The sequence below is a fragment of the Duganella vulcania genome, assembly GCF_009857655.1.
Classification (GTDB): Bacteria; Pseudomonadota; Gammaproteobacteria; order Burkholderiales; family Burkholderiaceae_D; genus Rugamonas; species Rugamonas vulcania.
In genome coordinates, this window is the sequence record NZ_WWCX01000098.1 from 1 (window position 1) to 23,542 (window position 23,542).

General features: G+C 64.0%; 24 protein-coding genes and 1 riboswitch. Of the genes, 17 read left to right on the forward strand and 7 right to left on the reverse strand.

Annotated elements, in window-relative coordinates; genetic code table 11:
* Positions 1-59: 59 nt before the first annotated feature.
* Together GTP90_RS29715 and GTP90_RS29720 are read left to right on the forward strand one after the other, a co-directional pair.
* On the forward strand, positions 60-1,421 hold the full coding sequence (locus tag GTP90_RS29715; protein ID WP_308937325.1) for a sigma 54-interacting transcriptional regulator: 1,362 nt from the start codon (positions 60-62) through the stop codon (positions 1,419-1,421).
* Between the two features lie 227 nt (positions 1,422-1,648).
* Entirely contained in the window at positions 1,649-1,981 is a 333-nt protein-coding gene (locus GTP90_RS29720) for a BON domain-containing protein (RefSeq protein ID WP_161086897.1), read from the forward strand.
* A 204-nt stretch (positions 1,982-2,185) separates the two neighbouring features.
* On the opposite strand, the gene GTP90_RS29725 is transcribed toward GTP90_RS29720, so the two are convergent.
* Both GTP90_RS29725 and GTP90_RS29730 read right to left on the reverse strand, forming a co-directional pair.
* Positions 2,186-3,508, reverse strand: a complete 1,323-nt coding sequence (locus tag GTP90_RS29725; RefSeq protein WP_161086898.1) for a homoserine dehydrogenase — start codon at positions 3,506-3,508, stop codon at positions 2,186-2,188.
* A gap of 21 nt (positions 3,509-3,529) precedes the next feature.
* Complete coding sequence (locus GTP90_RS29730) at positions 3,530-4,762, reverse strand: pyridoxal phosphate-dependent aminotransferase (protein ID WP_161086899.1); 1,233 nt, start codon at positions 4,760-4,762, stop codon at positions 3,530-3,532.
* Positions 4,763-4,958: 196 nt separating this feature from the next.
* Here GTP90_RS29730 and GTP90_RS29735 point away from each other — a divergent pair, with 196 nt between their 5' ends.
* From GTP90_RS29735 to GTP90_RS29780, 10 genes are all read left to right on the forward strand, one after another.
* The gene (locus GTP90_RS29735; protein WP_161086918.1) at positions 4,959-5,351 is read left to right on the forward strand and encodes an Mth938-like domain-containing protein; all 393 of its coding nucleotides are present in this window, start codon (positions 4,959-4,961) and stop codon (positions 5,349-5,351) included.
* On the forward strand, positions 5,351-7,012 hold the full coding sequence (locus GTP90_RS29740) for a glycosyltransferase family 39 protein (RefSeq protein WP_161086900.1): 1,662 nt from the start codon (positions 5,351-5,353) through the stop codon (positions 7,010-7,012). Before GTP90_RS29735 ends, GTP90_RS29740 begins: the two co-directional genes overlap by 1 nt.
* 29 nt (positions 7,013-7,041) lie before the next feature.
* Entirely contained in the window at positions 7,042-7,413 is a 372-nt protein-coding gene (locus GTP90_RS29745) for an SMR family transporter (RefSeq protein WP_161086901.1), read from the forward strand.
* A gap of 62 nt (positions 7,414-7,475) precedes the next feature.
* Complete coding sequence (locus GTP90_RS29750) at positions 7,476-8,615, forward strand: DegT/DnrJ/EryC1/StrS family aminotransferase (RefSeq protein WP_161086902.1); 1,140 nt, start codon at positions 7,476-7,478, stop codon at positions 8,613-8,615.
* An 11-nt stretch (positions 8,616-8,626) separates the two neighbouring features.
* Positions 8,627-9,622 carry a glycosyltransferase gene (locus tag GTP90_RS29755; RefSeq protein ID WP_161086903.1) on the forward strand — a complete coding sequence of 332 codons (996 nt, stop codon included), beginning with the start codon at positions 8,627-8,629 and terminating at the stop codon, positions 9,620-9,622.
* The gene (locus GTP90_RS29760) at positions 9,615-10,559 is read left to right on the forward strand and encodes a formyltransferase (protein ID WP_161086904.1); all 945 of its coding nucleotides are present in this window, start codon (positions 9,615-9,617) and stop codon (positions 10,557-10,559) included. Before GTP90_RS29755 ends, GTP90_RS29760 begins: the two co-directional genes overlap by 8 nt.
* Before the next feature lie 22 nt (positions 10,560-10,581).
* A complete protein-coding gene (locus GTP90_RS29765) occupies positions 10,582-11,634 on the forward strand; it encodes a bifunctional UDP-4-keto-pentose/UDP-xylose synthase (protein WP_161086905.1) in 1,053 nt (350 codons plus the stop codon).
* A 36-nt stretch (positions 11,635-11,670) separates the two neighbouring features.
* The gene (locus GTP90_RS29770; protein ID WP_161086919.1) at positions 11,671-12,615 is read left to right on the forward strand and encodes a polysaccharide deacetylase family protein; all 945 of its coding nucleotides are present in this window, start codon (positions 11,671-11,673) and stop codon (positions 12,613-12,615) included.
* 24 nt (positions 12,616-12,639) lie between these two features.
* The gene (locus GTP90_RS29775) at positions 12,640-13,104 is read left to right on the forward strand and encodes a peroxiredoxin (RefSeq protein WP_371875146.1); all 465 of its coding nucleotides are present in this window, start codon (positions 12,640-12,642) and stop codon (positions 13,102-13,104) included.
* Between the two features lie 270 nt (positions 13,105-13,374).
* Entirely contained in the window at positions 13,375-15,204 is a 1,830-nt protein-coding gene (locus tag GTP90_RS29780) for a PhoH family protein (protein ID WP_161086906.1), read from the forward strand.
* Positions 15,205-15,272: 68 nt separating this feature from the next.
* On the opposite strand, the gene GTP90_RS29785 is transcribed toward GTP90_RS29780, so the two are convergent.
* A complete protein-coding gene (locus GTP90_RS29785; protein WP_161086907.1) occupies positions 15,273-15,905 on the reverse strand; it encodes a CCXG family PEP-CTERM protein in 633 nt (210 codons plus the stop codon).
* 274 nt (positions 15,906-16,179) lie between these two features.
* Here GTP90_RS29785 and GTP90_RS29790 point away from each other — a divergent pair, with 274 nt between their 5' ends.
* The 4 genes from GTP90_RS29790 to GTP90_RS29805 all read left to right on the forward strand — a co-directional run bounded on the left by GTP90_RS29790 (position 16,180) and on the right by GTP90_RS29805 (position 18,393).
* Positions 16,180-16,464, forward strand: a complete 285-nt coding sequence (locus GTP90_RS29790; protein ID WP_161086908.1) for a type II toxin-antitoxin system HicB family antitoxin — start codon at positions 16,180-16,182, stop codon at positions 16,462-16,464.
* 70 nt (positions 16,465-16,534) lie between these two features.
* Positions 16,535-16,822, forward strand: a complete 288-nt coding sequence (locus GTP90_RS29795; protein WP_161086909.1) for a helix-turn-helix domain-containing protein — start codon at positions 16,535-16,537, stop codon at positions 16,820-16,822.
* Positions 16,819-18,126 carry a type II toxin-antitoxin system HipA family toxin gene (locus GTP90_RS29800; protein ID WP_161086910.1) on the forward strand — a complete coding sequence of 436 codons (1,308 nt, stop codon included), beginning with the start codon at positions 16,819-16,821 and terminating at the stop codon, positions 18,124-18,126. Before GTP90_RS29795 ends, GTP90_RS29800 begins: the two co-directional genes overlap by 4 nt.
* Positions 18,127-18,192: 66 nt before the next feature.
* The gene (locus tag GTP90_RS29805; protein ID WP_161086911.1) at positions 18,193-18,393 is read left to right on the forward strand and encodes a heavy-metal-associated domain-containing protein; all 201 of its coding nucleotides are present in this window, start codon (positions 18,193-18,195) and stop codon (positions 18,391-18,393) included.
* On the opposite strand, the gene GTP90_RS29810 is transcribed toward GTP90_RS29805, so the two are convergent.
* Positions 18,394-19,116 (reverse strand): glutathione S-transferase, encoded by a 723-nt coding sequence (locus GTP90_RS29810; protein ID WP_161086912.1) that lies wholly within the window; start codon positions 19,114-19,116, stop codon positions 18,394-18,396.
* 97 nt (positions 19,117-19,213) lie between these two features.
* Between GTP90_RS29810 and GTP90_RS29815 the strand changes: the two genes are divergently transcribed.
* The gene (locus GTP90_RS29815) at positions 19,214-19,978 is read left to right on the forward strand and encodes a sulfite exporter TauE/SafE family protein (protein WP_161086913.1); all 765 of its coding nucleotides are present in this window, start codon (positions 19,214-19,216) and stop codon (positions 19,976-19,978) included.
* Here GTP90_RS29815 and GTP90_RS29820 read toward each other — a convergent pair.
* The 3 genes from GTP90_RS29820 to GTP90_RS29830 all read right to left on the reverse strand — a co-directional run.
* Positions 19,968-22,004, reverse strand: coding sequence for a TonB-dependent receptor (locus GTP90_RS29820; RefSeq protein WP_161086914.1), 2,037 nt, complete (start codon positions 22,002-22,004; stop codon positions 19,968-19,970). The two genes, GTP90_RS29815 and GTP90_RS29820, sit on opposite strands and share 11 nt — an antisense overlap.
* 170 nt (positions 22,005-22,174) lie before the next feature.
* Positions 22,175-22,394: riboswitch (cobalamin riboswitch) on the reverse strand.
* A 1-nt stretch (position 22,395) separates the two neighbouring features.
* On the reverse strand, positions 22,396-22,782 hold the full coding sequence (cueR, locus tag GTP90_RS29825; RefSeq protein ID WP_161086915.1) for a Cu(I)-responsive transcriptional regulator: 387 nt from the start codon (positions 22,780-22,782) through the stop codon (positions 22,396-22,398).
* Positions 22,779-23,542 (reverse strand): HAD-IC family P-type ATPase (locus tag GTP90_RS29830; protein ID WP_161086916.1); only part of this gene is annotated, 764 nt, incomplete at its 5' end. The genes cueR and GTP90_RS29830, both read right to left, overlap by 4 nt.

The following is a 23,542-nucleotide window of genomic DNA, read 5'->3' on the forward strand; positions in this document are numbered from 1 at the left end:
TGACCCGCGCCGGCGACAACGGCGCCCCGCGCAGCGCAGCCGCCGGCCAGGGCGCGCACCTGCTGCTGGTGGACGACGACGCCGACCTGCTGCGCCTGCTGTCGATGCGCCTGAGCGCCAACGGCTACCGCGTGACGGCGGTCGGCAGCGCGGAGGCGGCGCTAGCGCGGCTGTCGATCGAGCTGCCGCGCCTGGTCATCACCGACATCCGCCTGCCGGAGCGCGACGGCATGTCGCTGTTCCAGGAAATCCGCAGCAGCTACCCTGCCCTGCCGGTGATCCTGCTGACCGCGCACGGCACCATTCCGGACGCGGTCGAGGCCACCACCTTGGGCGCCTTCGCCTACCTGACCAAGCCGTTCGACGCCAAGACGCTGCTGGAGCGCATCGTACAAGCGCTGAGCCTGTCCGCGCCGGAGGCCGGCCCCGCCAGCGGCGACCACGCCTGGCGTGCCGGCCTGATCAGCCGCAGCCAGTGCATGGACGAGCTGCTGGCCGAAGCGCGGCTGGTGGCGGCCTCCGACGCCAGCATCCTGATCCGCGGCGAAAGCGGCACCGGCAAGGAGCTGCTGGCCAACGCCATCCACCGCGCCAGCCGGCGCAGCAAGGCGCCGTTCATCGCCGTCAACTGCGGCGCGATTCCCGAGGCGCTGCTGGAATCCGAACTGTTCGGCCACATCAAGGGCGCCTACACCGGCGCAGTGTCCAGCCGCGAGGGCCTGCTGCAGGCGGCCGACGGCGGCACCTTGTTCCTCGACGAGATCGGCGACATGCCGCTGCTGCTGCAAGTAAAGCTGCTGCGCGTGCTGCAGGAGCGCGTGGTGCGCCAGCTCGGCTCCGATATCGCGCGGCCGGTGGACGTGCGCATCCTGTCGGCCACGCACCGCGACCTGGACGCGGCCATGCACGAAGGCCAGTTCCGCGAAGACCTGTACTACCGCCTGAACGTGATCACGCTGACCCTGCCGCCGCTGTCGCAGCGCCGCGAGGACATCGCGCCGATGGCGACCCAGTTCCTGCAGACGCTGGCCGCCAAGTACGGCAAGACCGTGCGCGGCTACGCACCGGGCGCGCTGGAGGCGCTGACCACGGCAGCCTGGCCCGGCAACGTGCGCCAGTTGTACAACGTGGTCGAGCACGTGTGCGCGCTGGCGACCGCGCCGCTGGTGCCGCTGTCGCTGGTGCAGCGCGCGCTGCGGGTGCCGTCGCTGGAGGTGCTGAGCTACACCGAGGCCAAGCAGCGCTTCGAGCGCAACTACCTGGTCCAGCTGCTGAAACTTACCGACGGCAACGTTGCGGACGCCGCCCGCCTGGCCGAACGCAACCGTACCGAGTTCTACCGCCTGCTGCAAAAGCACGACCTGGATGCCAGCCTGTTCCGCAGCGACGGCGCCGTTGTCGCTGCGGAGCGACAGGAATAAACCGTTATAAATCAATAACTTACGAAATGGCGGCAACGGCATGTCGCCATTTCCCGACAAAATCGGCGCAATATGGCCGGGAATGCCACACAGGTTCGATTTCCAATAGGAAGATTCACCATAAGCTATTGATTTTAAAGTGTTTATTATAGCTGGCACGGCCTTTGCAAAGGAGAGGATAACGTCACTGACGTTTCACCCTCAAACTTGAACAAAGGAAGCAAATCATGATGACTACCAAACTGATCGCCCGCCTGATGGTTGCCGCCACCCTGACCGCTGCTGCCGCGACCGGCACCGCATTTGCTGCTGGCCAAACCGATGCCGCGATGGCTGGCGCCGCCAAGACTGGCACCGCCACCAATGACGACGCCATCACCAGCAAGATCAAGGCTTCCCTGGCAGATCAAAAACAAATTGGCGTGACCACCACTGACGGCGTGGTTGTGTTGAGTGGTTCGGTGGCGAGCACCGACATCGGCACCAAAGCGATCCAGGTAGCCTCGGCCGTGCCTGGCGTCAAAGAAGTCAAGAGCGAACTGACCGTCGCATCGAAGTAAGCAGTAGCAGTACGCAGTAGAAGCAACCCCGAGTAAATAGGAGAAACCCTTTACCGGACAGCGCACGTAGGCGCCGTCCGGTTTTTTTTCGCCCAAACAATTTGGGGTCAAGTCTGACATTCGGACACGAGCTCATCCGTAGCGGCCGCTACGGATGAGCTCGTGTCCGAATGTCAGACTTGACCCCAGGTTGCCAGGTTGAATTTAGCTCAGGTTTTCCAGGCGGATCTTGGTGACCTGGCCGCAGACGGTGGCCAGGCCTTCGATCTTGGCGATGGCCGCCATGACGTTCTTCTCCTGCGTCTGGTGCGTCAGGAAGATGATGTCGGTGCGGGTCTCGCCTTCCGCCGGTTCCTTCTGCATCATGGCGTCGATCGAGATGGTGGCGTCGGCCAGGATGCGGGTCAGGTCGGCCAGCACGCCCGGCTGGTCGCTGACGTTCATGCGCAGGTAGTAGCTGGTGGTGATCTCCGACATCGGCAAAATCTCGATGTCGGTCATCTCGTTCGGCTGGAACGCCAGATGCGGCACGCGGTGCTCGGCGTCGGCGGTGGCCAGGCGGGCGATGTCGACCAAGTCGGCGATCACGGCCGAGGCGGTCGGCTCGGAACCGGCGCCCTTGCCGTAGTACAGCGTGGCGCCGACAGCGTCGCCCTGCACCAGCACGGCGTTCATCGCGCCTTCGACGTTGGCGATCAGACGTTTCGACGGGATCAGCGTCGGATGCACGCGCAGCTCCACGCCTTCCACGCCGTTGACCTTGGCGCGCTTGGCGATGCCCAGCAGCTTGATGCGGTAGCCCAGTTGCTCGGCGTAGCGGATGTCGATGGCGTTGAGCTTGGAGATGCCCTCCACATAGGCCTTGTCGAACTGCACCGGAATGCCGAACGCGATCGCCGACATGATGGTGGCCTTGTGCGCCGCGTCCACGCCTTCGATGTCGAAGGTCGGGTCGGCTTCGGCGTAGCCCAGCTCCTGCGCCTGCTTGAGCACGGTGCCGAAGTCCAGGCCCTTGTCGCGCATCTCGGACAGGATGAAGTTGGTGGTGCCGTTGATGATGCCGGCGAACCATTCGATGCGGTTGGCGGTCAAACCTTCGCGCAGCGCCTTGATGATGGGGATGCCGCCGGCCACGGCCGCTTCGAACGCCACCATCACGCCCTTGGCTTGCGCCGCCGCGAAGATCTCGTTGCCATGCACGGCCAGCAGCGCCTTGTTGGCGGTGACCACGTGCTTGCCGTTGGCGATGGCTTGCAGCACCAGCGCCTTGGCCTGGTCGTAGCCGCCGATCAGCTCGACGACGATGTCGACTTCGGGATCATTGACGATGTCGAACGGGTCGGCCACCACCTTGACCTTGCCGCCGGTGCGCTGCTTGGCGCGCTCCAGGTTGCGGGCCGAGACGGCGACGATTTCGATGCCGCGGCCGGCACGGCGGCGGATTTCTTCCTGATTGCGCGCCAACACGTCGAACGTGCCGCCGCCGACGTTACCGACGCCGAGCAAACCTACTTTGATGGGTTTCATATAAATCGTTTCTATTGTTTGTTAGAAGCTGGCGCCGTGACGTTTCCGGTAGCCTTCCATGAACTTGGCGATACGGCCGAAGGCTTCCGTCATGTCGTCCGAGTTCGGCAGGAACACGACGCGGAAGTGATCCGGCGCGATCCAGTTGAAGCCGCTGCCCTGGACGATCAGCACCTTGGTTTCGGCCAGCAGCTCGTAGGCGAACTGCTGGTCGTCCGAAATCGGGTAGATCTTCGGATCGAGGCGTGGGAACATATACAGCGCAGCTTTCGGCTTGACGCACGTTACGCCTGGAATATCGGTGAGCAGCTTGTGCGCCAGGTCGCGCTGCTTGAGCAGGCGCCCGCCCGGCCCCACCAGGTCCTGGATGGACTGGTAGCCGCCTAGCGCGGTCTGGATCGCAAACTGGCCCGGCGCGTTGGCGCACAGGCGCATCGAGGCCAGCATGTTCAGGCCCTCGATGTAATCTTTCGCATGGTCCTTCTGGCCCGACACCACCATCCAGCCGGCGCGGTAGCCGCAGGCGCGGTAGTTCTTCGACAGGCCGTTGAAGGTGACGAACAGCACGTCGTCGGCCAGCGAGGCGATCGAGACGTGCTCGGCGCCGTCGTACAGCACCTTGTCGTAGATTTCGTCGGCGTAGATGATCAGCTGGTGCTGGCGCGCCAGCTCGATGATCTGCAGCAGCAGCTCGACCGGGTACAGCGCACCGGTCGGATTGTTCGGGTTGATGACGACGATGGCGCGCGTGTTGGAGTTGATCTTGCGGCGCATGTCCTCGATGTCCGGGAACCAGTCCTGCATCTCGTCGCATACATAGTGCACCGGCGTGCCGCCCGACAGCGACACCGCGGCGGTCCACAGCGGATAGTCGGGCGCCGGCACCAGCACCTCGTCGCCGGTGTTGAGCAGCGCGTTCATCGACATGACGATCAGCTCGGACGCGCCGTTGCCCAGGTAGACGTCCTCGATGGTCACGCCCGGAATATTCTTGCCTTGGGTGTAGTGCACCACGGCCTTGCGCGGCGCGAACATGCCCTTGGAATCGGTGTAGCCCGCCGCGTTCGGCAGGTTGATTTTCATGTCCTGGACGATTTCATCGGGCGGATCGAAACCGAACACGGCCAAGTTGCCAATATTCAACTTCGTGATCTTGTGGCCTTCTTCCTCCATTTGCCGGGCTTTTTCCGGCACCGGGCCGCGGATCTCGTAGCAGACTTCCGCTAATTTGTTCGATTTTTGAATCGGTCGCAAAATAAAATCCTGTCTTGGTGAGGCAAATCGCTCAGGACTGCCAAAACGCCCCGGCGGCCCGTGCTGCAATGCGAAAAGAACCATTCTGCCGAAAGCCTCCCATTTAATCAACCTGTAAGGAGTGGAAAGCGCAGGAACACCCCGGAAAAACGCTACAATGGCGCTTCTTTTGCCGACTAAAACCGCGATTTCCGTCATGAAGCTCCACGCCAGCGATACCCAGAAATACCAGACCGTCACCGGTTACGATGAAACCGGGGTCGAAATCAACGCCCAACGCTACAACTACAGCCTGGTCGTGCTGCCCGAAGTCCCGCCGCGCGCCTGGGACGCCCCCAGCTTCGACGCTATTACCGCAGAGCATTTCGACATCATCGGCGCCGACAGCCCGGATGTCGTCATCCTCGGCACCGGCGCCCGCCAGCGCTTCATCCACCCACGCATGACCGCCGCGCTGACCATGCGCCGCATCGGCGTCGAATGCATGGACAGCCAGGCCGCCTGCCGCACCTACAACATCCTGATGGGCGAAGGCCGCAAGGTCACGCTCGCATTGATCATTGACCACAACGAGGGCAACCCCGCCTGATGAACGACCTGTACAACTCCAAGAAAATCGTCTGGTCGCTGCTGGCCGCGTTCATCATCGTCTGGCTGTACGTGTTGGGCGTGCGCTCGCTGGTGCCGCCCGACGAGGGCCGCTACGCCGAGATGGCGCGCGAAATGTTCACCACCGGCGACTGGATCACCACCCGCCTGAACGGCATCAAGTACTTTGAGAAGCCGCCACTGCAAACCTGGATGAACGCGGCCTCGTTCGCCGTATTCGGCCTGGGCGAATGGCAGGCGCGCCTGTGGACCGGCCTGTGCGGCCTGGGCGGCGTGATCCTGACCGGCTACGCCGGCAACCGCGTGTTCGGCGCCCGCGCCGGCTTCTACGCCGCGCTGGCGCTCGGCTCCAGCCTGTTCTGGGTCGCCTCCGGCCAGATCGATTCGCTGGACATGAGCCTGTCGGGCATGATGACCATCGTGCTGTGCGCGGTCATCCTCGCCCAGCGCGACGGCGCCACCGACAGCGCGCGCCGCAACTGGATGCTGGTCTGCTGGGCCGGCATGGCGCTGGCGGTGCTTGCCAAGGGCCTGATCGGCCTGGTGCTGCCGGGCGCGGTGCTGGTGCTGTACTCGGCGCTGTCGGGCGATATCGCCATCTGGAAGCGCCTGCACCTGGGCAAGGGCCTGCTGCTGTTCTTCGCGATCGCCACGCCGTGGTTCGTGCTGGTGGCCCAGCGCAATCCCGAGCAGCCCTACTTCTTCTTCGTGCACGAGCACTGGGAGCGCTTCTTCCTCAAGACCCACCACCGCGAAGGCGCGTGGTACTACTTCTTCGTGATGCTGGTGCCGGGCATCGTGCCGTGGCTGGGCGTGCTGCCGCAGGCGCTGTGGGGCGCCGTGCGCCGCGAACGCAACGGTGTGTTCCAGCCCAAGCTGATGCTCTTGATCTGGGCCGTGTTTATTTTCTTCTTCTTCAGCTATTCCAGCTCCAAGCTGCCCGGCTACATCCTGCCGATCTTCCCGGCGCTGGCCCTGCTGATCGGCGTCTACCTGGAAACCGCCTCGCGCAGCAGCCGCATGATCGCCGCCGGCCTGCTGGTGCTGATCGGCGTGGCCGGCGTGGCCGCCGTGCCGCAGATGGTCACCATGGCGGTGCGCCACCGCGAGGAAACCGCGCTGTTGGAAGCCTACCAGCCATGGGTGCTGATGGCCGGCATCGTGGCCGCGGCCGGCGGTGCGCTGGCGCTGCTGCATGCGCGCCACCTGCGCCGCGACCTGACCGTGCTCACCATGGCCTTGGCCGGCTTCGCCTCGACCCAGCTGATCCTGGCCGGCTTCGAGCCGTATGGCAAAATGCGCTCCGGCAAAGCCGTGGCGCTGAAGATGCTGCCCGAGCTCAAGCCGGACACCAGGATCTATTCGGTCACCACCTACGAGCAGTCGATGACCTTCTACCTGCGCCGCACCGTGGTGCTGGTCGATTACTGGGATGAATTCACCTTCGGCCTGCGCCAGCAGCCGGAGCTGTCCATCCCGACGGTCGACGAGTTCGTCGTGCAGTGGAACGCGCACACCAAGCAAGGCGTCAAGGCGCTGGCCATCCTCAGCCCGGAGAAGTACCAGGACCTGAAGGACGACGGCCTGCCGATGCGCGTGGTGGCCGAGGATACGCGCCGCGTCGTGGTGGCCAACCTGTAATCTATAAAAATAACTTATAAAAAGAACACATGAATATCGCAACTTTCAGTTTTATCGTTTTCGGCGTGCTGTTGAACGCCATTGCCCAGTTGCTGCTCAAGGCCGGCGCCAAGAACGTCGGCGAGATCCACCTGACGCTGGGCAACCTGTTCTCGGTCGGCCTCAAGGTGGCGACGCAGTTGCCCATCATCGGCGGCCTGACCTGCTACGTGCTGTCGGTGGTGCTGTGGATCATCGCGCTGTCGCGGGTGGACGTGTCGATCGCCTACCCGATGCTGTCGCTGGGCTACGTGGTCACCGCCATCGGCGCCTGGTACCTGTTCGGCGAGGCGCTGACGGTGCAGCGCCTGGTCGCCATCGGCATCATCCTGGTTGGCGTCGCCTTGCTGGCGCGGACCTGACGAACAATTTAGAATGCGGCCATCCGCCAAATCAATACGAGAGCATAACGAGAGTGACACCCATGACCTCCGCCTTACCTTTCTTGCCTTTTTCGAAACCCACCATCGATGAGGCAACCATCGCCGCCGTCAGCGACGTGCTGCGTTCCGGCTGGATCACCAGCGGCCCCAAAGTGGCCGCCTTCGAAGCCCAGATGTCCGAATACTTCGGCGGCCGCCCCGTGCGCACCTTCAATTCCGGCACCTGCACGATGGAGATCGCGCTGCGCATCGCCGGCATCGGCGCCGGCGACGAAGTCATCACCACCTCGATCTCCTGGGTCGCCACCGCCAACGTCATCATCGAAGTGGGCGCCACGCCGGTGTTCGCCGACATCGACCCGGTCACCCGCAACATCGACCTGGACAAGGTCGAAGCCGCGATCACGCCGCGCACCAAGGCCATCATCCCGGTCTACCTGTCCGGCCTGCCGGTCGACATGGACCGCCTGTACGCCATCGCCAAAAAGCACAATCTGCGCGTGATCGAGGACGCGGCGCAAGCGTTCGGCTCCGAATGGAACGGCAAGCGCATCGGCTCGTTCGGCGACTTCGTCTCGTTCAGCTTCCAGGCCAACAAGAACATCACCACCGGCGAAGGCGGCGCACTGGTGCTGAACAACCTGGAAGAAGCCAGGCTGGCCGAGAAGTACCGCCTGCAGGGCGTGACCCGCAGCGGCGTCGACGGCATCGATGTCGACGTCCTCGGCGGCAAGTACAACATGAGCGACATCATGGCCGCCATCGGCCTGGGCCAGTTCGCCAACATAGACAACATCACCGCGCACCGCCGCAACCTGGCGCGCCACTACTACCAGGCCTTCGGCCCCGAGTTCGAGGCGCAGTCCGGCGCGCAGCTGCCGGTGCAGGCTTTCGAGACCAGCAATTACCACCTGTTCCAGATCGTGTTGCCCGATAACGGCCCCACCACCCGCGCCGACTTCATGCGCGCGATGCAGGAACGCTTCAACATCGGCACCGGCTACCACTACGCGCCCATCCACCTGTTCACCATGTACCGCGAGCGCGGCTTCAAGGAGGGCATGTTCCCCGTGTCGGAAAAAATCGGCCGCCTGACGGTGACCCTGCCGATGTTCTATGCCATGACCACGGCCGATGTCGACCGTGCCGTCGCAGCCGTGAAAGCGATTTTGATCAAATGAGCGTGTCGTTGATGAAGCCAGAAATTTCCGTCGTTATCCCGATCTACAACGAGCAGGCCGGCCTGCAAGCCCTGTTCGACCGCCTGTACCCGGCGCTCGACAAGCTCGGCACGACCTACGAGATCGTGTTCGTCAACGACGGCAGCCGCGACAACTCGGTCTCGATATTGGCCGAGCAGTTCCGCACCCGCCCCGACGTCACCCGCGTGGTGCTGTTCAACGGTAACTACGGCCAGCACATGGCCATCCTGGCCGGCTTTGAAGCCTCGCGCGGCGACATCATGATCACGCTGGACGCCGACCTGCAGAACCCGCCCGAGGAAATCGGCAACCTGGTGGCCAAGATCCGCGAAGGCTACGACTACGTCGGCTCGATCCGCCGCAAGCGCCAGGATTCGGCGTGGCGCACCTACGCGTCCAAGGCCATGAACCACCTGCGCGAGCGCATCACCAACATCAAGATCACCGACCAGGGCAATATGCTGCGCGCCTACGGCCGCAACGTGATCGACCTGGTCAACCAGTGCGGCGAGGTCAACACCTTCGTGCCGGCGCTGGCCTACCGCTTCGCCCGCAAGCCGACCGAGATCATCGTCGAGCACGAGGAGCGCGCGGCCGGCGAATCGAAGTACTCCCTGTACAGCCTGATCCGCCTGAACTTCGACCTGGTCACCGGCTTCTCGCTGGTGCCGCTGCAGTTCTTCTCGATGTTCGGCATCCTGCTGTCGATCGCCTCCGGCCTGCTGGTGCTGGTGCTGCTGGTGCGCCGCCTGTTCCTGGGCGCCGAGGCGGAAGGCCTGTTCACGCTGTTCGCGATTGCCTTCTTCTTCATGGGGACTATCCTGTTCGGTATCGGCCTGCTGGGCGAGTACGTGGGCCGCATCTTCCAGCAAGTGCGCGCGCGTCCGCGCTACGTGGTACAAACGATCCTGGAACAAAAGCCCGGCCAGTCGCTTGAAGCGCCGGCCGGTGTGGAAAAACGTACTGTGGGCCGAGGCCATGAGTGAATCCAATAAGCGTCAACGCGCCGTCGTCTTCGGCTACCACAATGTCGGCGTACGCTGCCTGAAGGTCCTGCTGGCCGGCGGCGTCGATGTCGCGCTGGTGGTCACGCACGAGGACAGCAGCGACGAGAACATCTGGTTCGAGTCGGTGATCTCGCTGTGCCAGGCCGAGGGCATCCCCTACATCACGCCGGCCGACGCCAAGTCGCCCGAGCTGCTGGCACAGGTGCGGGAGATCGCGCCGGACCTGATGTTCAGCTTCTACTACCGCAACATGCTGCCGGCCGAGCTGCTGGCGGTGGCGCCCGCGTTCAACATGCACGGCTCGCTGCTGCCGGAATTCCGCGGCCGCGCGCCGGTCAACTGGGCCGTGCTGAACGGCGCCACCGTCACCGGCGCCACCTTGCACGAGATGACCGTCAAGCCGGACGCCGGCGACATCGTGTCGCAGATGGAAGTGCCCATCCTGCCGGACGACACCGCCTTCGAAGTGTTCGGCAAGGTTACCGTGGCGGCCGAGCAGGCGCTGTGGATGGTGCTGCCGTCGCTGCTGGACGGCACGGCGCCGCGCATCAAGAACGACCTGAGCAAGGGCGGCTACTTCGGCGGCCGCAAGCCCGAGGACGGCCGCATCAACTGGCTGCTGCCGGCGCAGGACGTGTACAACCTGCACCGCGCGGTGGCCCCGCCCTACCCCGGCGCCTTCACCGATATCGGCGGTGTGCGCTACGTGCTGCAACGGGCCCGATTGTCTGGCAATTTCGGCAATGTTGTGTCGCTAAGTTTGCCACCGGGCTTGACAGTAGTGGATAATTGCATCTTTGGCGTGTGCGGCGATGGCCGCATGCTGACGATTTCCGCCTTGACGGCCGACGGGGTACCCGTGACGGCCGAGCAGTTGCGATCCCGCCTGGCGGAGCTATCCGCTGGCGGACAATGAACATTACCTGGGTAACTATCAAATGAAAAAAGTCCTCATCCTCGGCGTCAACGGCTTCATCGGCCATCACCTGTCGAAGCGCATCCTGGAAACGACCGACTGGCATGTCTACGGCATGGACATGAGCACCGACCGTATCACCGACGTCCTGGAGAATGAGGCGTACAAGTCGCGCATGCACTTCTTCGAAGGCGACATCACCATCAACAAGGAATGGGTCGAGTACCACGTCAAGAAGTGCGACGTGATCCTGCCTTTGGTCGCCATTGCGACCCCTTCGACCTATGTGAAAGCGCCGCTGCGCGTGTTCGAGCTGGACTTCGAGGCCAACCTGCCCATCGTGCGCTCGGCCGCCAAGTACGGCAAGCACCTGGTGTTCCCGTCGACCTCGGAAGTGTACGGCATGTGCCACGACGAAGAGTTCGATCCCGAGAACTCCGAGCTGATCTGCGGCCCGATCAACAAGCCGCGCTGGATCTACTCCAACGCCAAGCAGCTGATGGACCGCGTGATCTGGGGCTACGGCATGGAAGGCCTGAACTTCACCCTGTTCCGTCCATTCAACTGGATCGGCGCCGGCCTCGACTCCATCCACACGCCGAAAGAAGGCTCGTCGCGCGTGGTGACCCAGTTCTTCGGCCACATCGTCCGTGGCGAGAACATCTCGCTGGTGGACGGCGGCGCGCAGAAACGCGCGTTCACCGACATCGACGACGGCATCGACGCGCTGATGAAGATCATCGAGAACAAGAACGGCGCCGCCACCGGCAAGATCTACAACATCGGCAACCCGGTCAACAACTACTCGATCCGCGAGCTGGCCGGCATGATGCTGGAACTGGCGCCGCAATACCCCGAGTACGCCGAAGGCGCCGCCAAGGTCAAGATCGTCGAGACCACCTCGGGCGCGTACTACGGCGCGGGCTACCAGGACGTGCAGAACCGCGTGCCGAAGATCACCAACACCTGCGAAGAGCTGGGCTGGAAACCGACCACCACCATGGCCGAAGCGCTGAAGAAGATCTTCGACGCCTACCGCAGCCAGGTGGCCGAAGCACAAAAACTGATGGACTAAGATTTGACCGAGACTTTGCAACCGCAAGCGCCGCTGATGGTGTTGAAGATCGATGTCGACACCTACCGCGGCACCCGTGAAGGCACCCTGAACCTGGTGCGCACGCTGAAGGCGCACAACGCCCAGGCCACTTTCCTGTTTTCGCTGGGGCCGGACCACACCGGCTGGGCGCTGCGCCGCGCGCTGCGTCCGGGGTTCTTCAGCAAAGTCTCGCGCACGTCCGTGGTCGAGCATTACGGCCTCAAGACGCTGATGTACGGCACCCTGCTGCCGGGCCCGGACATCGGCAAGGAATGCGCGCAGCAGCTGCGCTCGGTGCGCGACGCTGGCTTCGAATGCGGCATCCACACCTGGGACCACGTGCTGTGGCAGGACAACGTCGCCAAGCGCGACGGCAAATGGTCCACCGCCATGATGCGCAAGGCCGCCGCCCGCTTCACGCAGGTGTTCGGCACCGCGCCGCGCACGCATGGCGCGGCCGGCTGGCAGATGAACAACGCCGCCTTTGCCGAGCATGACACCGCAGGTTATGCCTACGCCTCCGACGGCCGCTGCGTGCTCAACGAAAACGGCACGCTGGCCAATCCGGCCGACGGCCCGCACCGCCTGTCCGATGGCGACAAGGTGCTGTCCCACATCCAGCTGCCGACCACGCTGCCGACCTTGGACGAGCTGCTGGGCCGCGAGATCGACGGTGTCACCATCGGCACCGGCAACATCGCCGCCTTCCTGCTGAAGCTGACAGCCGGCGCCACGCGCGACCACGTATATACTTTGCACTCCGAGCTTGAAGGGCAAAAACTCGCCCCCATATTCGAGCAGTTATTGGCTGGCTGGAAGGCGCAAGGCTACACATTGGCGTCGATGGCCGATTACCATCAGAAGGTCCAGCACCAGACCATGCCGGTTTGCCCGATCACCTGGGGCGAGCTGCCGGGTCGCTCGGGCCAGCTGATCGTGCAGGGCGCTGCCCGTTCTTAATGCGTACCGTTCAGGAGATAGCCTGTGGCTGAAAGCCCTTCCGTAGTGACCGATTTTTCCGCCGCCATGACCGGCGGCCAGACCTTCCAGCTGTCGGGCCGGCCCGCGCGCCATACCGTGCTGTTCTTCTACCCCAAGGACAACACGCCAGGCTGCACCACCGAGAACATGGCGTTCCGCGACCTGTACCAGCAATTCCAGGCGGCCGGCACCGAAATCTACGGCATCAGCCGCGATTCGCTGCGCTCGCACGAGAGCTTCAAGACCAAGCTGGGCCTGCCCTTCGAGCTCATTTCCGATCCCGACGAGGCGCTCTGTCAGCAGTTCGGCGTCATGAAGATGAAGCAAATGTACGGCAAGACGGTGCGCGGCATCGAGCGCAGTACGTTTGTGATTGACGCTACCGGGCAATTGGTGAAAGAATGGAGAGGCGTGAAGGTAGCGGGTCACGTCGATGAAGTGCTGGAATTTGTAGCGCGTCAGGCTTAGTTACAGGATGCGTTGCAGCTTCCAGAGTTGCTCAACCGAACCAAGCCTATCCAGTTATTTTGAGTCATCACTGTAATTCACACCACCACCCTACATGGTGGCCAACCGGCCACCACGCGGTACTTTCTCCGGGCATGATGAGCGCCCGTCGGCAGTCTTATAACCTGTTTTACCCAGCATCCACCCCATACGGTCCCAACGTTTCCCAGACCAGGAAGCGTGCTGCGCCCATGGGCGGATTCCTCCAGATATTCTTCAAATGAGATCCTGATGCCACTGCCAAAATTACCTAGTAAGCCAGCGACTATACTTCTGGCCAAAGATTATCCCAAAGCGACAGGGCCGCGCCCGGTCCCCGCCATCGCAGCGGTGGCTGAAGTCGCGCCCGCGCCGAAGAAAGCGGCGCCTGTCAAAGCAGTGCCTGTAGCAAAAGCCAAAGCAGAAACCCCGAAAACCACCACCAAGTCAAAAGCCGTGGCCGCCGTACTGAAGGCCGCGCCCGCCGTATTGAAGAACGCCGCCGCCGGCATCGCGCCTGCCGCGGCACCTGTCAAGCCGGCCGCCAAGGCCAAGCCGGCTCCGGCCGCGCGCAGCAAGGTCACGCCGATCACCGCCGAGGCGCCGCATCCGGCCAAGCACAAGCCGCATGAAGTGGCGATCAAGTCCTCGACCAGCCGCCACGCCGACCAGACCGGCACCACCAAGCTGTTCGTGCTGGACACCAACGTGCTGATGCACGATCCATCGTCGCTGTTCCGCTTCGAGGAGCACGACGTCTACCTGCCGATGATGACGCTGGAAGAGCTGGACAACCACAAGAAGGGCATGACCGAGGTGGCGCGCAACGCCCGCCAGGTGTCGCGCACCCTGGACGCGCTGGTTTCCAACACCGACGACGACGCCATCGAGAACGGCATCCTGCTGTCCAAGCTGGGCAACAAGGACGCCAAGGGCCGCCTGTACTTCCAGACGCGCCTGCAAACGGCGGACCTGCCGGTCGGCCTGCCGGTCGGCAAGGCCGACAACCAGATCCTGTCCGTGGTCCGCTCGCTGGAAGCGGAACAGGAAGGCCGCCCGGTGGTGCTGGTGTCCAAGGACATCAACATGCGCATCAAGGCGCGCGCGCTGGGCCTGCCGGCCGAGGACTACTTCAACGACCACGTGCTGGAAGACACCGACCTGCTGTACTCGGGCATCGTCCAGCTGCCGGACGATTTCTGGACCAAGCACGGCAAGGACCTGGAATCCTGGCAGGAGAACAAGAACGGCCAAAGCGCGACGTTCTACCGCGTGACCGGCCCGTTCGTGCCGTCGCTGCTGGTCAACCAGTTCATCTTCCTGGAACCGAAGAATGGCGAAGCGCCGTTCTACGGCCAGGTCAAGCAGATCAACGGCAAGACCGCCGTACTGCAGACCCTGCGCGACTTCAGCCACAACAAGAACAATGTGTGGGGTGTGACCGCCCGCAACCGCGAGCAGAACTTCGCCTTGAACTTGCTGATGAATCCGGAATGCGACTTCGTCACCCTGCTGGGCCAGGCCGGTACCGGCAAGACCCTGCTGGCCCTGGCCGCCGGCCTGGCGCAGGTGCTGGAGACCAAGCTCTACAACGAAATCATCGTCACCCGCGTGACGGTGCCGGTCGGTGAGGACATCGGTTTCCTGCCTGGTACGGAAGAAGAGAAGATGTCGCCATGGATGGGCGCGTTCGACGACAACCTGGAAGTGCTCAACAAGTCCGATTCGGACGGTGGCGAATGGGGCCGTGCGGCGACGCAGGACCTGATCCGCTCGCGCATCAAGATCAAGTCGCTCAACTTCATGCGCGGCCGCACCTTCGTCAACAAGTTCCTGATCATCGACGAAGCGCAGAACTTGACGCCCAAGCAGGTCAAGACGCTGGTGACGCGCGCCGGTCCCGGCACCAAGATCCTGTGCCTGGGTAACATCGCGCAGATCGACACGCCTTACCTGACCGAGGGTTCAAGCGGCCTGACGTATGTGGTGGATCGCTTCAAGGGATGGTCGCACAGCGGTCACGTGACGCTGGCGCGCGGCGAACGCTCGCGCCTGGCAGACCACGCCAGCGACGTGTTGTAAATGTAGTAGAATAATCCCGTACCTGTTAGCCCCGCCCGCAGCAATGCCGGCGGGGCTTCTTTTTTCTATCAGGCCTTGTTGCTGCGGCGGCGGGCGTAACCGCCGACCAGCGCCAGGCCGCCCAGCAGCATGGCGTAGGTTTCCGGTTCAGGGACAGGCGCCAGCGTGTTGGCGCTGAAGCTCTGGAAATTGCCGTTGGCGGCCGCGTACTGCACCTGCTGGCCACCATCGCAGCAGCCTTCCAGGCCGTAGATGGTCAGCGTGTGGTTGCCGGCCGACAGGGCCTGGTTGTCGATCAGGAAGGCGCCGTTCGGGGTGTTGTAGTTGAAGCCCCACCACATGTCGTTGGTGTTCAGCGCAACGGCCTGGCCATCCAGGAACACGGCGCCGCCGCGGCCAAAGTCCACACCGGCGCGGAACGAGTAGGTGCCGGCGGCGCTCAGGCCGAAATCGATGGTGGACTTGAAGGCGATGTCCGAGTTGCCGGTGCCGAACACCGCATTATTCGATACGTTGTCGTAGCTGCTCAGGACGGTCGACTTGCCGCCGACAACGGCGGCGTCAACCACGCTACGGTAATCTTGCGCGCTGGCCTGCGGGCCGGCGCCGGAACTGCCGGTCTGGAAAGTGATCACGGCGGCGTTGGAGCTGCCAATGGCGGCCAATGCGAGTGCAGCTGCGGCGAATTTGATGGATTTCATGCTAGTCCCTGTGCGGAGGTTTTAATGGAAAAATGCTGGCCTGGCGCAGGGGTTGGGAGCCGGGGTGAAAATGTTTCTTTAAACAAATTTAAGATGCACTTAAGAATTATTTAAATGGTATCGTAAGAAAATTCCGATGTCAATCTTTAATGCGGTGCACAATAAAGACAGTGTCAACCACGAAAGTGCTTGAAACCGGCAGCAACCTGTATGACACTAGACACTGCAAGTCATTGATTTCGCCAGACTTTCGGACCACCGCCGAGACAAGACCATGGACATCCCTATCCTGATCCGAAAAAGAGGCAACACCAAGTATGGTGTGACCGTGCCGGACATTCCCGGCTGCGTCACCACCGGCGAAACGGTGGACAAGGCCATGAGCAACGCCACCAAGGCCATCTACGGCCATGTCGGCCAGCTGGTCGAGCAAGGCAAGGCTTTCGAAATCAAACCCTCCGAAGTGGAATACCTGTCGCGCGAGCCGGACTACGCCGGCGGCATCTGGGCGCTCGTCAGCCTGGACCTGGCCAAGCTGAACGATCCGCCGGAGGACTGAGTACACGCCAATGCGCGAACATTTATGTTTTCACGTAAAATTAGACTCATAATTTACATGAAAGAATAAAATGTCCGTGTTCGAGCAACTACAGCAGCGCCGTCGCCAATTGGGTAAAACGCTACAGAATCTTGCGGATCTGACGGCGATGAACGTCCCCCAGGTCAGCAACGTACTGAGCGGGAAACTGGATTCCCGCCTCAGCACCTACGAGGCGCTGGCCGGGGCGATGGATGCCAGCCTGGTCCTGATCCCCAAACATCTGCTGCCGGAGGTCGCGCGCCTGTTGTCCGGCAAAGCCATCGGGCCGGACGACGTTCCATCGACGGTCGACCGGCTGTTGGGCGGACTGAATTGAACCACGCGCTGGTCCCCCGCTATCTGGAAGTGTGGCTGCGCGGCCGGCACGTCGGCTGGCTGTGCGAGGCGGGCCGCGCGACGCGTTTCCTCGCGACGGAGCAGTACCAGGCCGACACGCGGCGCGCCACGCTCTCGCTGTCGATGACGCTGCCCGGCGCCGAGCAGGTGACGCAGGAGACGCTGAAGAACCATTTCGACCCGGCGCTGTACCGGGAGCGCGGCGAGCTGCCGCCCTTCTTCGCGGGCCTGCTGCCGGAAGGCGCGCTGCGCCGCCGCCTTGCCGCCACGCGCAAGAGCGAGCGCGACATGGACGACTTCGGCATCCTGGCCGCCGCCGGCGAGGACCTGCCGGGCGCCGTGACGGTGCTGCCCGCCAACCTCGACAACCTGACCGCGGCGGCCCGCGCCTACGGCGTCACCGGCGGCGCCGACAATCTGGAGATCAGCGTGCCCGAGCAAGCCGCCGAGGGCGCCGCCTCGCTGTCCGGCCTGCAGGACAAGGTGGCGCTGTCCCACGCCAGGGACCGCAAGCGGTACCGCATGCCGGTCAAGGGCACGCCGTCCGACCTCATCGCCAAGCTGCCGCTGGCCGGCGACGACTCGCAGGTGATGAACGAACACGCCTGCATGCAGCTGGCCGGCTTGGCCGGCGTCGGCGTCGCGGCATGCCGGCCAGCGCCCATGAGCACAATGGACGACCACCCGGACCTGGTGGCCGCGCTGGGCGCCGGCACGCGCTTCCTGGCGGTGGAGCGCTTCGACCGCGGTCCCGCCGGCGCCGTGCACATGGAAGACGCCTGCCAGCTGCTCACCCTCATGCCGGCCCAGAAGTATTCCGGCGCCAGGGAGTTCGTCAAGCTGGTCCAGGTGCTGGACCGCCTTGGCACGCGCGGCATCGAGGATGTCCGCCAGTTCTTCATCCGGCAGGCCGTCAACACGCTGATCGGCAACTCTGATGCGCACCTGAAGAACTTCAGCGTGCTGTATCGCGACGGCGTCCGCCCCGAGCTGGCGCCGGCCTATGACATCGTCTGCGTCGCGGCGCTGAGCGGCTTCCGGGGTTTCGCCACCAACGTCGCCATCGACCAGTTGCAGCGGCAGGAAACGCTGGACACCTATGCCGCCGTGGCCAGGCAGGCGGGCATCTCGGAACGCATCGTCAAAACGGCCGTCACGCAAACGGTCGCCCGCGCGAAGGATCTCTGGCCCAAGGCGCTGCACGAAATGGAGATGCCGGATGCCGTGCGTCTTGAAATCGAGGACCGGCTAAATACGCTGCCGCTCGCCCGCGGTACGCGATAACGCTTGACCTTCCCACGACGGGAAGGCCTACAGTATGATCATCGAAACCGTTCAAGGAGTGCGACGATGTATCAACTACAAGTGGAAAACATGAGCTGTGGCCATTGCGTGGGCGCCGTGACCAAGGCGGTGCAGGCTGTCGATGCGGCGGCGAAGGTGGAGATCGACCTGGCCGCCAAGACCGTCAAGATAGACAGCTCCACCCCATTGGCGCCGCTGAAATCGGCCATCGCCGACGCGGGCTACCCCGTCACCGGCGCGGCCTGATTATTTGTCCAGCTCCGGGTAGCGGCGGAAGATACCGTCCTCATTGAACGGTATCCGCCGCTTCGACGCGACGTATGCGGCGATGTTGGGCCGCAGCGCCACCTTGTCGCGCAAGGCGATCAGCGCCGGACAGGATGGCTCCAGCCGCGCCATCGTCTTCGGAAACGCATAGCGCAAACCCTCGATCAGCTGGAACAGCGACAGGTCCACATACGTCAGCCGCGAGCCGACCGCATAACCTCCCCGCCCCGGATTACGCGTCACCACGCCCTCGAAGTAATCGAGGAACTTCGGTATGCGCTCCTCGCGGAAGCACCTGGCGCGCGCCTTGGCCTCCTTCTTCTGGTCCTCGTAGTACTTGCCGACCGAGATGGGGTGATGGGTCTCATGCACCTCGCCGACGATATCGGCGATGGTCAACTGCAGCTGGCTGGTCCACAACCGCCCCGCCTCCGCGCGCGGCGCCAGGCCATGGCGGGCGCCGATGAACATCAGGATGTTGGCGGTCTGCCCGATCAGCAGTTCGCCCGCGCGCAGCACCGGCGGCGCGAACGAAGGATGGTCGACCTGGCCGCCATCGAGGCTGGCCAGCAGCGCCGGCATGCCCTTCTTCTGCCGCGCCACATCCACATATGGCACCGCCGCCTCCTCCAGCGCCAGGCGCACGAATTCGCCGCGGCCCTGCAGGCCGTCCCAATAATAAAGTTGATAGGGTGTCGTCATGACACGATGGTAGCACTGGCAACGCCGGGGCAGCGCCCGGAACGATATTCAGTACACGGTTATAATCGATTGTTGACCCGACCATTTCCCAGATCCCATGCCACCAGTCCCGCCACTTGAACTCCCGATTGTCCTGATGGTCGCCACCGCCGGTTTCCTGGCCGGCGTGCAGAACGCCCTGGCCGGCGGAGGCTCGTTCATCACCTTCCCCGCGCTGCTGCTGGCCGGCCTGAATCCGCTGGCCGCCAACATGACATCCACCATCGCGCTGTTCCCTAGCCAGATCACCTCCGCCTACGCCGGCCGCAAACTGGCGGGCGATGTCGGGCCGCTGACGTTCAAGCAGATGCTGATCATCAGCGCCATCGGCGGCATCTTCGGCGCCATCCTGCTCTTGAATACGCCGCCGTCCTTCTTCGCGCGGCTGGTGCCTTGGCTGGTGCTGTTCGCCACCAGCGTATTCGCGTGGGGCAGCTTCCGCAAGAAGCCATTGCACGCGGCGGGCAGCATGCCGCCTTGGACGCTGATGCTGGTGCAAAGCTGCATCGCCATCTACGGCGGCTACTTCGGCGGCGGCATCGGCTTCCTGATGCTGGCCGCGCTGACCATCGCCGGCCAGCAGGTGCGCGCCGCAGCCGCCACCAAGAACGTGCTGGCGATGGCGATGAACGCCGCCGCCACGCTGATCTTCGCCACCTCCAGCTTGATCAGCTGGCCGGCCGCGCTGGCGCTGTGCGTGGGCGGCATCGCCGGCGGCTTGTGCGGCGGATGGCTGATCCACCGCCTGCCGGAAAAAGTCATGCGCGGCTTCGTGGTGCTGGTCGGCGCCGCGCTGACCGTGTGGATGTTCGTCAGAATGTAGCCTTCAACGTCAGGCGGAAGGTGCGCGGCTCCACCGGATGGTAGTGGATGTCGTTGACGCCTTCGGCCGGCTCGCCCGGCAGGCGCGAGGCGTAGTAGTAGTCCACATCGCTGGCCTTGCGGTCGAACAGGTTGAAGGCGTCCAGCGACACGGCCCAGCGCCGGTCTATCCTGTAGCCCACCCGCGCATACGCGATGGCCGTCGTCGCCGAACGCTGGCTGTTATCCTCGATCAGTGGACGCGGTCCGAAATAGCGCATCTGGAACGCGCCGGACCACGGACCGAGATCGGTGACGGTGGCGCCGAACGAGGCCACCTTGCCGACCGCGCCCGGAATGAAATCGCCCGCCGCGTCATGCTCGGTGTAGTGCGCCCGCGAATAAGCCAGGTCAAGGTCGAACAGCAGCCATGGTGCGGCGATGTAGTGGTTGTTCCACTCGATGCCGGAACGGTAGCTGCCCCGGCTTGCCGCCGTGTCGCCCGCGTCGCCGGAGAACACCAGCTCGGAGGCCGAGCGCAGCTTCCACAAGGCCATCGAACTTTGCAGGCCCGGCACGAACTCAGTGCGCACGCCCAGTTCCGCGCCGCGCGTCTTGACCAGCGGCGTGACCGGATCGATAGGCTCGCGCTCCTTCGGCGTCAGGTGCACGGTGGTGCCGCGCGCGTCGTTGCTGTGGAAGCCCTCGCCGTAGTTGATGAAGAACTCCGTCCTGGCCCAAGGCCCGAGCACCAGCGCCAGCTTCGGCGAGGTCACGCCGTCGCTGACCTTGCCCGTGTTCTCGGCGATATTGCTGCTCACATCGAAGCGGTAGCGGTCATGGCGCAAGCCGGCCGTGGTGCGCAGCCACTCGCGCCACTGCACCGTGTTCTCGAAATAGACCGCCGCATTGGCTTCCTTGACCTTCGACTCCGTGATGACGCCGGTGATCCGGCGCTTGACGGTGCTGTACAGCGCCAGCGGCGACAGATAGTCGTAACGTCCCTGCAGGCCGACCTTGTTGTTCACTTCCAGCCCGCCCCACTTGCCGAACCAGGTCTGCGCCACATCGAAGCCCGTCATGCGGCGCTTCTCGGTCTGGCGCGACTGGTCGCCGTGGACCGGATCGTCGAGGAAGTAGGTGAAGTCGTTGTACAGGTCCAGGCTCGATTGCACCAGGTAGGCGTTGGCCTGCAACAGCGTGTCGCTGCCGCGGCGGCGCAGCGTGGCGGACAGGCTGTAACGCGAGGTGATGCCGCCGTCGCTGGTGTCGATCGCGCCGTACGAACCGATCTCGCCGCTTTGCACCGCGCGCAGCGGGATCTGGTTGCTGGCGTACCAGCCGCCCTTGTAGGCCATGCCGGTGACGCTGAACTGGTTGTCGCTGCCGCCCTGGCTGTAACGCAGCACGCCCAGGCTTTTGTGGAAGGCTTCGGGAGTGATCCACGGGCCGTTGTTGTGGCCCAGCTCCGCGCCGTAGACCAGGTTGCCCTCGCCCAGCGGCGTCGATCCGGTCAGGTTGGCGCGGTAGTACTGATGCTCGCCGACCGTGATGCTGGCGGTGTTTTCCTTCAGCTTGTTCGCCAATCCCATGTGCGCCGCGCCGGCCGAGGCGAAGTCGCCTTCGTCCGCGTAGTACGGGCCTTTTTTGTAGTTGATGCGCTCAACCAGTTCCGGCATCAGGAAATTCAGATCGGTGTAGCCCTGGCCGTGCGCGTGGGCGCGCATATTGACCGGCATGCCGTCGACGAAGGTGGCGAAATCGGTGCCGTGATCGAGGTTGAAGCCGCGCAGGAAGTACTGGTTGGCCTTGCCGTCGCCGCTGTGCTGCGTGACGATCACGCCGGGCACGAACTCCAGCAGCTCGCCGGGCCGCAGCGCCGGACGGTTGGCGATCAGCGCCGCCGTCACCGAGCCCTGGCTGGCGGCGCTGGACGTGCCGACGCCGTTGTCATAGTGGCCGCGCACCTCGACCGCAGCCATCACAGGCTCGCCATCGGTCGCCACAGGAACCGTCGCCGCCAGCGCGGCTATCGAAAGCAGAATCATGGATGCTCCTTCAACGAACAGTCGAAGCGCAGGGGTGAGCGAACGGCGCGTGCGCAAGGCACGGCCGCCAGACGGCAAAGCCGTGGCGAGCAAAATAGATGCATAGATGTAGATCGAAACAGATGCAATCCCCTCACCTCCCCGTGAGCGGATTGAACAGAAATGCCTGGGCACTTCCACCTGTCTGGCCGGTATCCGGGCTGGCAAGCGACACCGCCTGACCTTCCCATGCGGCTGCACAGTGGTCTGAAGAGGCGGATTTGTCGTCAACGACGACGCTTGTTTACCGTTGCGGGGGCAGCACATGTTGGCTGGCGTGGCCAGCTCCATGTTTCCCGTTTAACTGCGCGCCTGGACAGGCGCGCGAGCACCAAAACGGGCCGATTATACGTCAATCGGCCAGCGATTGGAGAATGGGGCAATCGGGACGATGATCGCCGTGGCAGCAGCTGGCCAGCGTCTGCAAGGTGTCGCGCATTTCGGTCAGTTCGGCGATGCGCTGGTTCAGTTCCGCCACGTGGCCCATGGCGATGTTCTTGACGTCGGCGCTGGCGCGCTCCTTGTTCTGCCACAGCGACAGCAGGTCGCGGATCTGGTCGAGCGAGAAGCCCAGCGAGCGTCCGCGCTTGACGAAGCGCAGCGCGTGCAGGTCGTTCTCGCCGTAGATGCGGTAGCCGGCGTCGCTGCGCCGCCCCGGCGGGATCAGGGCGATGCTTTCGTAGTAGCGGATCATCTTGGCCGATACGCCGCTGGCCGCTGCGGCTTGTCCGATGTTCATGCTTGTCCTTTCAGGTGGTCGGGCTTCCAGCGGCGCAGCAGCAAGGCGTTGCTGATCACGCTGACGGAACTGAGCGCCATCGCGGCGCCGGCGACCATGGGGTTGAGCAGGCCGAAGGCGGCCAGCGGTATGCCGACCAGGTTGTAGATGAAGGCCCAGAACAGGTTCTGTCGTATCTTGCTGTAGCTGCGGCGCGAGATCGAGATGGCGGCGGCCACCAGCGCCGGATCGCCGCGCATCAGCGTGATGCCGGCGGCGTGCATGGCGACGTCGGTGCCGCTGGACATGGCGATGCCGACATCGGCGGCGGCCAGCGCGGGCGCGTCGTTGATGCCGTCGCCGACCATGGCGATGCAGGCGCCGCCGGTCTTCAGGCCGGCCACGGTGCTGGCCTTGTCGGCGGGGAGCATGTTGGCGACGATGCGGTCGATGCCCAGTTCCTTGCCGACGGCGTCGGCGCTGCCCTGGTTGTCGCCGGTGAGCAGGATGGTCTGGATGTGCAGGGCGCGCAGGGCTTGCAGCGCGGCGCGGGCTTGCGGTTTGACGCGGTCGCCGAAGGCCAGCAGGCCAAGGAGCTGGGCGGGCTGCGGCGCGTTCGAGGCGGCCAGCCAGGAGATCGTCAGGCCCTGTTGTTCCAGCGCGGTGGCGCGGGCGCTCAACGCGTCCAGCGCGACGCCCTCCTCCTGCATCAGCCGCGTGCTGCCCAGGATCAGGCGCGCGCCGTCGACGGTGGCCGCGACGCCACGGCCGGGCAAGGCGC

Bases quoted from the DNA above. Each gene is read 5' to 3' on its own strand.
- GTP90_RS29720 (WP_161086897.1), top strand. From the start codon at position 1,649: ATGATGACTACCAAACTGATCGCCCGCCTGATGGTTGCCGCCACCCTG.
- GTP90_RS29725 (WP_161086898.1), bottom strand. From the start codon at position 3,508: ATGAAACCCATCAAAGTAGGTTTGCTCGGCGTCGGTAACGTCGGCGGC.
- GTP90_RS29735 (WP_161086918.1), top strand. From the start codon at position 4,959: ATGAAGCTCCACGCCAGCGATACCCAGAAATACCAGACCGTCACCGGT.
- GTP90_RS29740 (WP_161086900.1), top strand. From the start codon at position 5,351: ATGAACGACCTGTACAACTCCAAGAAAATCGTCTGGTCGCTGCTGGCC.
- GTP90_RS29745 (WP_161086901.1), top strand. From the start codon at position 7,042: ATGAATATCGCAACTTTCAGTTTTATCGTTTTCGGCGTGCTGTTGAAC.
- GTP90_RS29750 (WP_161086902.1), top strand. From the start codon at position 7,476: ATGACCTCCGCCTTACCTTTCTTGCCTTTTTCGAAACCCACCATCGAT.
- GTP90_RS29755 (WP_161086903.1), top strand. From the start codon at position 8,627: ATGAAGCCAGAAATTTCCGTCGTTATCCCGATCTACAACGAGCAGGCC.
- GTP90_RS29760 (WP_161086904.1), top strand. From the start codon at position 9,615: ATGAGTGAATCCAATAAGCGTCAACGCGCCGTCGTCTTCGGCTACCAC.
- GTP90_RS29765 (WP_161086905.1), top strand. From the start codon at position 10,582: ATGAAAAAAGTCCTCATCCTCGGCGTCAACGGCTTCATCGGCCATCAC.
- GTP90_RS29770 (WP_161086919.1), top strand. From the start codon at position 11,671: ATGGTGTTGAAGATCGATGTCGACACCTACCGCGGCACCCGTGAAGGC.
- GTP90_RS29780 (WP_161086906.1), top strand. From the start codon at position 13,375: ATGCCACTGCCAAAATTACCTAGTAAGCCAGCGACTATACTTCTGGCC.
- GTP90_RS29785 (WP_161086907.1), bottom strand. From the start codon at position 15,905: ATGAAATCCATCAAATTCGCCGCAGCTGCACTCGCATTGGCCGCCATT.
- GTP90_RS29790 (WP_161086908.1), top strand. From the start codon at position 16,180: ATGGACATCCCTATCCTGATCCGAAAAAGAGGCAACACCAAGTATGGT.
- GTP90_RS29795 (WP_161086909.1), top strand. From the start codon at position 16,535: ATGTCCGTGTTCGAGCAACTACAGCAGCGCCGTCGCCAATTGGGTAAA.
- GTP90_RS29805 (WP_161086911.1), top strand. From the start codon at position 18,193: ATGTATCAACTACAAGTGGAAAACATGAGCTGTGGCCATTGCGTGGGC.
- GTP90_RS29810 (WP_161086912.1), bottom strand. From the start codon at position 19,116: ATGACGACACCCTATCAACTTTATTATTGGGACGGCCTGCAGGGCCGC.
- GTP90_RS29815 (WP_161086913.1), top strand. From the start codon at position 19,214: ATGCCACCAGTCCCGCCACTTGAACTCCCGATTGTCCTGATGGTCGCC.
- GTP90_RS29820 (WP_161086914.1), bottom strand. From the start codon at position 22,004: ATGATTCTGCTTTCGATAGCCGCGCTGGCGGCGACGGTTCCTGTGGCG.
- cueR (WP_161086915.1), bottom strand. From the start codon at position 22,782: ATGAACATCGGACAAGCCGCAGCGGCCAGCGGCGTATCGGCCAAGATG.